This window comes from Ruminococcus flavefaciens ATCC 19208 (assembly GCF_000518765.1).
In the GTDB taxonomy this organism is placed as follows: domain Bacteria; phylum Bacillota; class Clostridia; order Oscillospirales; family Ruminococcaceae; genus Ruminococcus; species Ruminococcus flavefaciens.
In genome coordinates, this window is sequence record NZ_KI912492.1 from 123,098 (window position 1) to 135,882 (window position 12,785).

A 12,785-nucleotide genomic window follows, 5' to 3' on the forward strand; every position below is an offset into this window, starting at 1 on the left:
TATCAGTCAAGGAAATCCTTGACCTTTTTGCTTCTGCTCGGATGACGGAGTTTTCTGAGAGCTTTAGCCTCTATCTGGCGTATACGCTCACGGGTAACGTCGAAACGCTGACCAACTTCCTCAAGGGTGCGTGACTTGCCGTCCTCAAGACCGAAACGGAGCTTGAGCACCTTTGCCTCACGGTCTGTAAGTGTGGAAAGCACCTCATTGAGCTGCTCCTTGAGGAGAGTATGTGAAGCTGCTTCAGCAGGAGCAGGAGCGTCATCATCCGGGATAAAGTCACCGAGGTGGCTGTCCTCCTCTTCACCGATAGGAGTTTCAAGGGATACAGGGTCCTGAGCCACACGCATTATCTCACGTACCTTGTCAACAGGCATATTGAGCTTGTCTGCTATCTCCTCGGGGCTTGGATCGTGACCGTTCTCGTGAAGGAGCTGGCTTGAAACTTTCTTTACCTTTGTGATAGTTTCAACCATATGAACTGGTATACGGATAGTTCTTGCCTGATCTGCGATAGCACGTGTAATAGCCTGACGTATCCACCATGTAGCGTATGTGGAGAACTTGAAGCCCTTTGTGTAGTCGAATTTTTCAACAGCTTTTATAAGACCGAGGTTACCTTCCTGGATAAGGTCGAGGAACTGCATACCTCTGCCCACGTACTTCTTAGCGATAGAAACAACAAGACGAAGGTTAGCTTCCGAAAGGCGCTTTTTAGCGTAAGGATCGCCTTTAGCCATTCTCTGTGCAAGCTCTATTTCCTCTTCTGTAGTAAGAAGCGGAACTCGTCCTATCTCCTTGAGGTAGATCTTTACAGGGTCGTCGATAGCGATTCCCTCTGTTGAAAGAGCCATTTCAAGGTCGTCTGTCATATTTGAGTCGAGACCGATCTTAAGGTCGGCATCAAGGTTCATATCCTCGACGATCTCGATGTTTAGATTTTCACAATTGTCATAGAAGGTATTGATCTGATCAACGTCAAAATCCAGCTCCTCCAAAGCGTCTGTAATTTCCTTTGTTGTGAGTTTGCCGTTGATCTTGCCCTGTTCCATCAAGGCTTCGATGGTATTTTTCTTTTCCATTTTAATATTCCTCCTATTTATTCTTTGAACGGAAGAGCTCCAGCAGTTCATCATTGCTGAGGTCTCCGTTAGAAGCGGGTCTTGTGTTTTTCAGCACCTGAGCACAGTCTGCCACAACATCACGGGTAATGTCAACATTGCGTTTTTTTGCTGCTATTCCGCTTATTCTTCCCATTTCGTCCGTGGAAAATTCATCGGACAGCAGTGAGATCGAGAATTTGTCGGAATTTTTCAGCCTTTCAAGCAGTGCCGTGTAAACTTTCTTATTGAAAGCAGTTACAAATGTCTGCGGCGGAGCCAGCTTTTCGATGTCCTCATATTCCTGAGGACGGTTCAGCAGGTAGCTGATTATAGTCTCCTCGGCGCGGGCTTCCTTTTTGTTGGAAACGGCGTCGGGGTTGATATCATCGCGTATGTACGAGGTTTTAGCCTTTATATTGCGCCATTCGGTCTTTTTGGCACTTCGGCTGTTCTTTTGCAGCATGGAGTCGATATGGGTTTTCAGCACCTGTACAGGTATGTCACACTTCTTAGACGTGCGAGATATATAAACCTCTCGCTCTAAAGGTGATTCTATGCCTGCAAGCACCTTTGCGGTTCGTTTCAGCAGCTCTACTCTGCCTATCTCGGTAGAAAGATCAAGTCCGACCTCGCACTTGTCAAGCATGAAGTCGTTAGCGTCGTTAGAGCCGTCGAGCAGCATTCTGAAGCGGTCGCGTCCGAATTTTTTTATGAATTCGTCGGGATCCTTTGCGCCTTCCATGTGTATTATCTTAGTCCGCAGACCAACGTCCGCGAAATGGTTGATAGCTTTCTGAGTAGCCTTCTGACCTGCACCGTCACTGTCGTAGGCAACTATCACTTCCTCGGCATAGTGGCTTATGAGCCGCGCCTGATCGGGAGTTATAGCAGTTCCGAGTGTGGCGACCACGTTCTCGAAGCCTGCCTGATTTACGGCAATAACGTCCATATATCCCTCACAAAGTATCAGACGTTTTGCGTTTGAATTCTTGGCAAAGTTCATGGAGAACAGATTAGAGCCCTTGTCAAATACGGGAGTTTTACCCGTGTTGAGGTATTTTGGCTGTGAGTCGTCAAGGACTCGTCCACCGAAGCCTATGATATTGCCGCGGAGATCAACTATTGGGAACATGACTCTTTTGCGGAACATATCGAAGGTCCGTCCGTTTTTCATGCCTGCAAGCCATGCGTCAGCCATTTCCTCGTTGGAATAGCCTTTTGATTTAAGAAGATCTGTAAGTTCGTTCCATGAATCAGAGGCATAGCCGAGACCGTATTTTTTTATAGTCTGAGGAGTAAGCTTGCGGTTTGCGAAATATTGCAGACCTGTCTTGTCCGAGCCTTTTATAAGGTTGGTATAGAAGTAATTGGCAGCGATGCGGTTCATCTCATAGATACGAGTCTTACGCTTTGCGTAGCCGCTGTCCTTGTTGCCGAAGGCAGGGACTTCCATTCCCGAACGCTGAGCAAGGAGCTTTACAGCCTCGGAAAATGTAAGATTTTCTATCTTCATGGTGAAGGTGATGACATCGCCTCCTGCGCCGCAGCCGAAGCAGTAGAAGTTCTGAGTATCGGTAAAGATCGTACATGACGGAGTCTTTTCCGAGTGAAAAGGACATGAGCAGACATAATTGCGTCCTCGCCTTATGAGATTAACATAGCTGCCCATTACTGTTTCGATAGGATTGGCATTTCGCAGGTTGTAGAGAAATTCGTCGTTAACAGGCATTTTCTACCTCACTTCCAGAATTTCGGTACGAACAGTTCGGTATAAAGATCAACGGCATATTCGTCGCTCATACCCGAAATGTAATCGCATACAGCGCGGTCTGCATCGGAATCTTTCATTATAATTTTATACTCATCGGGCAGCTTGCTGCTGTGTTCGATGAAGTAGGAATAAAGCTTCTGCACAAGGAGTACAGCCTTGCCTTCCTCCTGCTTTGCGGCAGGATTGGTGTACACCTTATCAAACATGAATTTTTTCAGTTCATCGTGAGCCTTTCGTATATCGGGAGCAAAGTCGATATCAACTGCTCCGTGGCCGATTACGGAGGCGATCAGCGTAGTTATACGCTGAGTTTTTGTCCTGCCGAGAGCTCTTACGCAATCCCGGGGCAGATCGTTTGGATCAAGTATGCCTGCGCGGATAGAGTCCTCGATATCGTGGTTTATGTAAGCTATAGTATCGGCAAGTCGTACTATATTGCCCTCTTTTGTATCAGCCACCATATTTGTATGGCAGAGTATGCCGTTTCTGACGGCATGAGTGAGATTGAGCCCCTTGCCCTTTTTTTCGAGGACTTCCACAACTCTTACACTTTGTTCGTAGTGCTTGAAGCCGTGGGGGCATATCTCATTGAGAGTTCTCTCACCGCAGTGACCGAAAGGTGAGTGCCCCAGATCGTGACCGAGGGCAATTGCTTCGGTAAGATCTTCATTCAGCCTCATGCCGCGGGAAATAGTTCTTGCTATCTGTGATACTTCGAGAGTATGTGTAAGGCGTGTCCTGTAGTGGTCGCCCACAGGTGACAGGAACACCTGAGTTTTACGTTTTAATCTGCGGAAGGAGTTACAGTGGAGTATACGGTCGCGGTCACGCTGAAATTCAGTGCGGAAAGGGCATTTTTCCTCATAGCGATCGCGTTTTGTGCCGACTTCGTCGATGCTGGCACAGGCGTATTTGCTGAGTATGCCTGCTTCACTGATCTCTATCTGTTCACGTACAGTCATTTGTATCTCCCCCTGACCTATTGAAATGGCAAAACTGTATACGTGCATATACAGTCAAAAAAATGCGCACAGTATAAAGCTGTGCACAGCTCTTTAAAAATCGCTTCTATATACTTATACTATTTTGAAACAAAAAACCCTTTATTTTTTTCAGGATTTTTTTCGCACTGAGGAAAAATCTTCAAAAAGCTCCCCGCAGTCCTCGATATTTACCGAACCGTTGGTGACTTCCACAAGCTCCTTCTGAAGCGCATCGAGCTTTTCGGAAAGGACGAGTATCTCAAGAGTGACATCGCTGCCGAAATCCGAATTAACGGTGATAGTTTCATAGTTCGGCAGAAGATAGGAAATCTTGCCGTACATACCGTAGTCCGCAGTAATTTTCAGGCGGTGACACAGGCACATATCCATGATGTGAGCCGCATCGCAGGCAAGTGAAGCTGCATGGGAGTATGCTCTGACAAGTCCGCCGCCGCCGAGGAGAATACCTCCGAAATAGCGTGTTACTACAACGCATACATCAGTAAGTCCGCGTTTTTTCAGCACATCGAGTACGGGAACGCCCGCAGTTCCCTGAGGTTCGCCGTCGTCGGAATATCTGGAAATATTGTCCTCACGCAGTATATACGCATAGACATTGTGCTTGGCTTTGCGGTGTTCGGCTTTGATGGAATTTATAAAGGCAACAGCCTCGTCGTTTGTTCTGACAGGGGAGATGTAACCGATAAATTCGGAGCGCTTTTCTATAAATGAAGCCTTTGCGTTGGCAGAAATAGTGAAATAGTTCATAATAAATTAACCTTATTGACGAAAAGCCCCGTCAATGACGGGGCTTGTGACTTACTTGTCCATATTGAAACGCTTCTTGAATCTGTCAACGCGTCCGCCTGTATCAACAAGCTTCTGCTTACCAGTATAGAACGGATGGCACTTTGAGCAGATTTCAACCTTGATGTTTTCCTTTGTAGACATAGTCTCGATCACATTACCGCAGTGGCAAGTAATTGTGGTCTTTTTGAACTCAGGATGGATTCCCTCTTTCACGATTGTCACCTCTTTCGATTTATTATTGTAAATCGAGCAGCCCATCAGTTCCGTTAGACAGTAGTGCCGAATATACATTACATTTATAAATTATAACACTTTATAACAGATATGTCAATAGCAAATGTTAATATTATTTTTATTTAACTTTAGCGACAGTGTAGCCATCGATCTCATAAACCTTTGTTTTATCTGTCTCCTCAACAGCGTCCTCTTTATCAAAAAATACATAGAGAACGTCGCTCCTGCCGTTTCCTGCTTTAAGCATATCATACTGCTCCTGAGCGTAGTTTCTGACAGATTCGAGGTCCATACGTGCAAGGTAGAAGCTGCTCAGGCTCATGTCCTTTTTAGCTGCCATCTGTGCAAAATCGAAGTACATCTGCATATACAGACCGTAAGCGTCCTTCATAGGCAGAAAGATTATTTCTTTTGTATTCTCTGTCAGTTCTTCCCACTTCTCGTCTTTAAGAGCGTATTCATAAGCGGGAGGAGTAGAGTACTGTTTATGGAGACCCCTGCACCAGTCACGGATATCCAAGCCCTGAATAAGGAAGCACAGACCAATTGCGGCTAATGCTGATTTCCTTGGGATCTTTGAAATGACTGCCATAGCGGATGTCATGACGATAACACCGGAAACCCATATAAAACGTCCCGAACAACGGAATATACTGAGAGCTCCTCTTGCAAGACGCGGGAGAGGTATCTCGAGAAGAAGTCTTCCGTTGAGGGATATTCTGTTGCTGACAGCCCAGCAGAAGCTGAACATAAATACAACTGTAATTGCCCAGAACTCGACTTTGTACTTTTTAAACAGGCCTAATGCAGCCTTTATTAAGCTGCCTTCCTTCTTTTCCAGGATACTTAAAAAGATTATCAATGAGATGATAACACATACTATCATGCCCAGACCGAGATATCCGAATCCTTCTCCCTGTCCATCGAGGCTGTTGAGCGGGCGAAGGAACTTTGAAACTCCTTGCGGGTTGAAAAATGTATTGAGATTTGAAGAGTATCCGCCGAATCCGCCGTCAATATAGCTGCCCTGTCCGTAGAAGGCTCCTATGACAAACAAGGTCAGCAGAGTCGAAGCGACTGAAGTGCCGAACACGGCAACTGCTTTTTTGAGATTTTTACTTCTGAATACAACGAGTATCACGTATCCCGCCATTACCATGAACACCATGGGAACGAAATAGCTGTGTATCAGAACAGCGAGCATACAGTCAACTGCCCATAGAATCATGGGAGCGAACTTGTGCTTGTACTCTTTCTTATAGTCGAGACAGAGTATCATAGCGATGATGAAAAGCCATATTGCGCCGAGAGTATTGTGGTGGGTGATGCGCTTTATGGCTGCCGGAAAGGCTGCATAGAACAGAGAGCCGACTGACGAGAATAATATATCGGGCTTTATACGGTAGAGCAGAACAGCTCCGAAGCCGCCGTTGAGAGCGAAGCATATCATACCCCACAGACCGAGAAACTGGAAGGTCTCGGGGAGAATGGGGGAGAGTATCTTGAATATCAATCCGAAAAGCGGGATAGAATCCGAGTACATACACGAAACTGCGCCATTGCAGGTAAGTCCGTCAGTGAGACCAATCGGGAAGGTCCACGGGCTGTTCCTGAAGAATACCCAGCCGAGGTGATGTTGTGTGGCATCGCCTGTGTAGGCAAATATCCAGTCTGTATTTGAAGGTGATATCATGGAAGTGCCGAATATCACGATGAACGTGAGAGCACCGAGTATAGCTCCGATCAGAAATGTGATTTTGCTGCCGTGATCTGTTAATATACCTTTTTTTTCTGTTGTTGGTTTTGGATTAGCCATTTTTTAGTATGTACTCCTTGTTATATTTTGTTATTTCACCAGCGGAAATGTCTGCCGCAAATAAAGAGGCGAACAGAAGTCCGCCCTTTTATATTATTTCATGCTCTGTGTAAAATCAGCATAAATCTTCTGTTCGATAACCTCTGCTTGTGCGTGTGTAGGAGCTTTGGCTGTGATATAAGTTTTTATCTTCGGCTCTGTACCTGATGGACGAACTATAGCCTTGCAGCCGCCCTCAAGATAGAACGCAAGAACGTTTGACTTGGGAAGTGTAAGCTCCTTGATCTCGCCTGTAGCGATATTCTTGGAAGTGCTTGCCTTGTAGTCCTCGAATCTCTCGACCTTGAGACCGCCGATAGCAGTAGGATGATCGTTTCTGAGACCTGTCATGATCTCTTCCATGTGCTTCATACCGCTTGCACCTTCAAACTCAAAGCTGTAGAGAGTCTGGAGGAACATACCGTACTTCTTGTACATATTTTCACGAGCCTGCATAAGTGTTATGCCCTGTGTACGGTAGTAAGCAGCCATTTCGCAGATAAGCATTGAAGCATCAACAGCGTCCTTGTCTCTTACATAGCCGCCCGAAAGATAACCGTAGCTCTCTTCAAAGCCGAAGATATAGCGTTTTTCTTCACCCTTTGCTTCGAGGAAACCTATCTGCTCACCGATGAACTTGAAGCCTGTGAGGACGTCAATGATCTCAACTCCGTATTCTTTACCGATGAGGTTTACGATATCTGTAGTAACGATAGTCTTGACAGCAACAGGATTTTCAGGCATTGTGCCCTTTCTGATACGCTGCTGGCAGATGTACTCAAGAAGCATAGCTCCGACTTCGTTGCCTGAGAAGAGTGCATAGCCGCCCTTTCCGTCAGGAACTGCGATACCTACACGGTCACAGTCAGGGTCTGTAGCAAGAAGGAGATCAGGCTTTACCTTTTCGCAGTAGCTGAGGCCTACCTGAAGTGCTTCACGTATCTCAGGGTTAGGATAAGGACAAGTTGCAAAAGTACCGTCTGGATTTTCCTGTTCTTTAACTACAGTAACATCTGTGATGCCGATACGCTTGAGTATTTCGCGGACAGGCTTGTTGCCTGTACCGTTGAGAGGAGTGTAAACAACTTTGAGTCCGCTGCTTGCGCAAAGATCTGTGTTTATTCCCTCTGCAAGAACGTGTTTATAGAAATCTTCGATAACATCGTTTCCGATGTATGAGATATTGCCCTTAGCTAATTCAGCTTCAAAGTCAGACGACTTTACATCATTGAATATGTCCAGTGAATTGATCTTTTCAAGGATTATCTCTGCGCCTCTGAGAGTGATCTGGCAGCCATCCTCGCCGTATACCTTGTAACCGTTGTATTTAGCAGGGTTGTGGCTTGCTGTCACCATGATACCGCCCTGACACTTGAGTGCGCGTACTGCCCATGAAAGGCATGGTGTAGGCATAAGCTCAGAATATATATGTACCTTTATACCGTTTGCTGCAAGTACCTCGGCAGCAGCCTTTGAGAAAACATCGCTCTTTATACGGCTGTCGAATGAGATAGCAACACTCGGGTTCCTGTATTCCTGGTTGAGATAATCTGCAAAGCCCTGAGTAGCGCGTCTTACAGTGTAAATGTTCATACGGTTGGTACCTGCACCGATAACACCTCTGAGACCGCCTGTACCGAATTCAAGGTCACGGTAAAATCTATCAATTATTGCATCGTTGTCGCCCTTTATCTCGGCAAGCTCTGCCTGAAGATCGGGATCAGCTGTGGCGTTTTTACACCAAAGACTGTAAAGTTCCATTTCTGACATTTATAATACCTCCTGAACAGATATATAATTATTATACCACATATTGCTGCCTTTGGGAATAGCTTTTTTCATTTTATGCTTTTTTTTTCTGATTTGGTCAGTTACTTACATTGATTATGTAACTATTTTTAGCGGAATTAACCAACTTATATTTATTATTGATACAGGTGAAGCAAAAATATATATTGCTATTAATGATACTACAAAAAAACACAGGCTGTATTTCAAGCCTGTGTTTTATTAGGTTTATTTAGTCGTGAGTAATAAGGTTTCCGTCCTTGTCGGTAAACTTGCCGCAAATGATCATGATAAGATCAATAAGAGAGCCGATACCGAAGCAGCCTAATGTGAGGAGCCAAAGAATACCTGTTCCTATTTTGCCTACATAAAATCTGTGTACTCCTAAACCACCGAGAAACAGACAAAGCAATAATGTAGTTAACCAATTTTTTTCTGACATAATAAAGTCCTCCCTAATATCATTGTATAGCAATCACTTAAATTACTATGGTTAGATTATATCATAACAAATTGAAAAAAACAATTCGCAAAATCAACATTTTTAATTTATCTGAAATGTTAAAAAATAACAAAAAGGTCAATTTTTAAACGAATTATGAAAAAAATATGATCTTTTGTTGTATCAGTCGCCGAAGGAAACTCCGATATCACGGGCTGCGATAACGAGATGATTGTCCGTATCGACAAATTTGGTCTTTCCTGCGATATCTTCGAGTTTGTTCGATGTTATTTTATTGCCTATCTTTGCAACTGTTCTGCCATAGCGTTCCTTAGCTATGAGGTATGCAGCGTGAACGCCGAACTGAGTTGAAAGAACTCTGTCGTATGCACTCGGAGCACCGCCTCTGAGCATATGTCCGGGTACGCAGACCCTTGCTTCGAGTCCTGTATTTGACTGTATCTGTGCGGCAATGCGGCTGGTCGCGGTGAGTATACCTGCTTCTGCACGCTTCTTTGCACGTTCCTTCTTCTTCATCTGAGCTTCGTTCACATCAAAAGCTCCCTCAGCTACAGCAACTATGGAGAAGGTCTTGCCTGAAGCACTTCTTGCCATTACAGCATCGCATATCTTGTCGATATCATAGGGTATCTCGGGGATAATGATAACGTCAGCACCGCCTGCGATACCTGCGTTGAGGGTGAGCCAGCCTGCTTTATTTCCCATTATCTCGCAGAGAAGTACACGGGAATGGCTTGCAGCCGTTGTGTGGAGTCGGTCAAGAACATCTGTAGCTATATCAACTGCCGTGTGGAAGCCGAATGTAACGTCAGTGCCGTAGATATCATTGTCGATGGTCTTTGGAAGTCCGATAACGTTAAGTCCTTCATCAGAAAGCAGCTTGGAGGTCTTGTGAGTACCGTTTCCGCCGAGAGTAAGGAGGCAGTCCAGCTTCTGCTTCTTGTAGGTCTCCTTCATATTTTTTACCTTGTCAACGTTGTCCTCGCCGATGACCTGCATCATCTTGAAGGGCTGACGCTTTGTGCCGAATATAGTTCCGCCCTGAGTAAGTATGCCTGAGAATGCGGTAGGTGACATCTCCTTGCAAAGGTTGTTGATAAGTCCGTAATATCCGTTTGATATGCCGACTATTTCGACATTGTCCTCGCCAAAACGCTCATAGCAAGCCTTTGCTACTCCTCGGATAGTTGCGTTAAGACCGGGACAGTCGCCCCCGCTTGTCAGAATACCTATTCGTCTTTTCATAATTAAAGACCTCCGTTTGCATTAGATTTTTGATACAGCTTTCAATATCCCCTTAAAAGCTGTTATTTTTTCTTGCCGCTGTGGCTGCGCTTTTCTTTGAATTCACGGCATTTCTTTTCGTTTGCTTCAAAGAATTCCTGTATCTTCTCGGGCGGCATAGGTTTGCCGTAGAGATAGCCCTGTGCGTAGTCACAGCCTGCCATTCTGAGGATAGATTCCTGAACAGTATCCTCGATACCCTCTGCGATAGTTTCAATCTTCTTTGATTTTGCGATACGGATTACCGCAGAAACTATCTCATATGCGATATTATCGTGTTCGATATCGGTTATGAACGAGCGGTCCAGCTTCAGCAGAGTGATAGGGAGTATCTGCAAATAGCTCAGTGAAGAGTAGCCTGTGCCAAAGTCGTCCATAGCAAGCTTTACGCCGAGATCGCGGAGCTTGTTCATCTGGTTTACGGCAAAGTCTATATCGCTGAGTGCAAGAGTTTCTGTAAGCTCGACTTCCAGCCACTGCGGGTCAAGTCCCGATCTTGCGAGAGCTTCAAACACTTTTTCGCGCAGGTCGGTCTGGTAGAAGTCTGAGGAAGCAAAGTTTATAGACATAACGATGCTGGGATAGCCCATTTTCTGCCACAGCTTGTTCTGGCGGCAGCCTTCGTTAAGTACGAATTCACTTATCTTGCTTATAAGATGAGAGCTTTCTGCGATCGGTACGAAAGCATCGGGAGTAATTATGGTGCCGTCCGGCTTTATCCAGCGTATAAGTGCTTCCACGCCCATGATCCTGCCTGATGAAAGGTCGATCTTAGGCTGATAGAACAGCTGGAGCTCATTGTTATCGATAGCGAGAGCAAGAGACTTTTCAAGCTCGGTGTTGCCGATGATGGAATCGTGCATACTCGGTTCATATCCGCAGATACTGCCCTGAGTGCTGTCATCTGATTTGAGAGCGAACTCGGCGTGTTCCATTACATCGAGGAAGGAGCTGCCGTCCTCGGGCATCTTTGAATAGCCTGCCGAGCAGGTAAGGCTTATGGAAGCAAGCTCGTCAACGGCAAGCTTTGCAAATTCGTCCTGTATTGATTTTACAGTACGTGTGGGCATTTCGTCATCGCCGTAGTCTCTTAGGAGAAGAGCGAAGTTATCGCCGCTTATTCTTGCTGCAAGGCCGCCGGGAGTAACGAATTTATAAAGGATATGTGCGAAATTCTTCAGCACGTAATTACCGTTTGAATAGCCGATAGTATCATTGATGATATGAAATCTGTCGATATCGAGAACTATCATCCAGAAGGAGTAATTGAGGATCTTACAGGAATCGTATATTTCCTGTCCCATGCTCACAAGTCTGTTGCGGTTTGCGATCTCTGTTACCTCGTCGATATACGCAAGCCGCTCTATGAGCATATCCTTTTCGTGCTCCTGAGTTACGTCGATGACAGCTCCGCCGAACAGGGGCAGGGTATTGCCTGTTCCGGGGATAGACTTGAAACGGTAGGAGTACCAGCGGTAAGAGCCGTCGGCACTTCTCAGACGTATTTCTATATTCTTTATCTCGGACATATCCCTGTTGCGGATAGCTCCGTCGAACTGTATCCTGTCGTTAGGGTGTACCATTGCACGGAACTCGTTTATATTGATCGTACTGTTGCGCAGTCCGAGCATGCGTACAAGCTCGGGCGATGCACGGTATATTTTTCTGTCGGTGCTCATTATAAGACCGATCTCGGCAAGCTCCATCGAGGAATTGAAGAAGTCGTTGGCACTTGCAAGGTTCACACGCATTTTTTTCAGCTCTGTAAGATTGAAGCCTGTGCTGAGGTGTACCCACTGCTTCTTGAACTTCTTTACAGGGGAGGTGCTCCATGCGATAGAGACAAGGTTGCCCTGCGGGTTTCTGAAGCTGGATTCATAAGAGTAGCTTCCTGCGATCTTTCCGAGAGCGCTTGCATCGGGAGTATTTATTCCGAAGGCTGTCCATACGGCTTCCTTTTTATCGGATTTTTCCGAGCTTATGCCCAGAAGGTCACGGAGCTTTTTATTTATATATACGTATGAAAAGTTATCGGACCAGATTATCATTTCGGTATGAGGTTTTCGATGACCTTGGTTATCTCCTTCTGATCTATGGAGGTCTTTTTGTTTTTGTAGATCCAGCCTGATATTGCGAGAATAAGCGTAGCGCAGACCATTGTGCAGACGTATATTATGAGCGTATCCTTCGCATATTCAGGGTTAAAAATGCAGTATCCTATAACAAGAGCACTTGCTGCGACTATTATGACTGATGCTGCGAGCGGGTTAAAAGTTCTTCTCATAGATACCGCCTCCCTTCATATACAAATATCCAACTACATTATAGCAAAAATTACTGAAAAAGTCAATCAAAAATTTAACCATGTCTACCATTTTTGATAAAATTGACGGAAATATACAAGAAAATTTCACTGAATATACACTTTTATCTGATATAATGCTATAATATAAACGAAGAATAGCTTAGGCTGTGATTCATTAATAATGATAAA

Annotated in this window: 11 protein-coding genes; all 11 read right to left on the bottom strand. The window is 45.2% G+C overall.

Features of this window, described 5'->3' with window-relative positions:
- Positions 1–2 precede the first annotated feature (2 nt).
- The 11 genes from rpoD to L870_RS0114590 all read right to left on the bottom strand — a co-directional run bounded on the left by rpoD (position 3) and on the right by L870_RS0114590 (position 12,575).
- The gene (gene rpoD, locus L870_RS0114540; RefSeq protein ID WP_051411595.1) at positions 3–1,082 is read right to left on the bottom strand and encodes an RNA polymerase sigma factor RpoD; all 1,080 of its coding nucleotides are present in this window, start codon (positions 1,080–1,082) and stop codon (positions 3–5) included.
- Positions 1,083–1,095: 13 nt separating this feature from the next.
- Positions 1,096–2,832 carry a DNA primase gene (gene dnaG, locus L870_RS0114545; RefSeq protein WP_028518761.1) on the bottom strand — a complete coding sequence of 579 codons (1,737 nt, stop codon included), beginning with the start codon at positions 2,830–2,832 and terminating at the stop codon, positions 1,096–1,098.
- Between the two features lie 8 nt (positions 2,833–2,840).
- Positions 2,841–3,836, bottom strand: coding sequence for a deoxyguanosinetriphosphate triphosphohydrolase (locus tag L870_RS0114550; protein WP_028518762.1), 996 nt, complete (start codon positions 3,834–3,836; stop codon positions 2,841–2,843).
- A 150-nt stretch (positions 3,837–3,986) separates the two neighbouring features.
- A complete protein-coding gene (locus L870_RS0114555; RefSeq protein ID WP_028518763.1) occupies positions 3,987–4,625 on the bottom strand; it encodes a YigZ family protein in 639 nt (212 codons plus the stop codon).
- A gap of 51 nt (positions 4,626–4,676) precedes the next feature.
- Positions 4,677–4,880 (bottom strand): 50S ribosomal protein L31, encoded by a 204-nt coding sequence (gene rpmE / locus L870_RS0114560; protein ID WP_019678077.1) that lies wholly within the window; start codon positions 4,878–4,880, stop codon positions 4,677–4,679.
- 139 nt (positions 4,881–5,019) lie between these two features.
- On the bottom strand, positions 5,020–6,717 hold the full coding sequence (locus L870_RS0114565) for a DUF6311 domain-containing protein (protein WP_037272555.1): 1,698 nt from the start codon (positions 6,715–6,717) through the stop codon (positions 5,020–5,022).
- 93 nt (positions 6,718–6,810) lie between these two features.
- Positions 6,811–8,526 carry a phospho-sugar mutase gene (locus tag L870_RS0114570; protein WP_028518765.1) on the bottom strand — a complete coding sequence of 572 codons (1,716 nt, stop codon included), beginning with the start codon at positions 8,524–8,526 and terminating at the stop codon, positions 6,811–6,813.
- A 250-nt stretch (positions 8,527–8,776) separates the two neighbouring features.
- Complete coding sequence (locus L870_RS0114575; protein WP_028518766.1) at positions 8,777–8,986, bottom strand: NINE protein; 210 nt, start codon at positions 8,984–8,986, stop codon at positions 8,777–8,779.
- Positions 8,987–9,169: 183 nt separating this feature from the next.
- Positions 9,170–10,252, bottom strand: coding sequence for a 6-phosphofructokinase (locus L870_RS0114580; RefSeq protein WP_028518767.1), 1,083 nt, complete (start codon positions 10,250–10,252; stop codon positions 9,170–9,172).
- A gap of 62 nt (positions 10,253–10,314) precedes the next feature.
- Positions 10,315–12,339 carry a putative bifunctional diguanylate cyclase/phosphodiesterase gene (locus L870_RS18765; protein ID WP_051411596.1) on the bottom strand — a complete coding sequence of 675 codons (2,025 nt, stop codon included), beginning with the start codon at positions 12,337–12,339 and terminating at the stop codon, positions 10,315–10,317.
- Entirely contained in the window at positions 12,336–12,575 is a 240-nt protein-coding gene (locus L870_RS0114590) for a hypothetical protein (RefSeq protein WP_028518768.1), read from the bottom strand. Before L870_RS0114590 ends, L870_RS18765 begins: the two co-directional genes overlap by 4 nt.
- Positions 12,576–12,785: the final 210 nt, after the last annotated feature.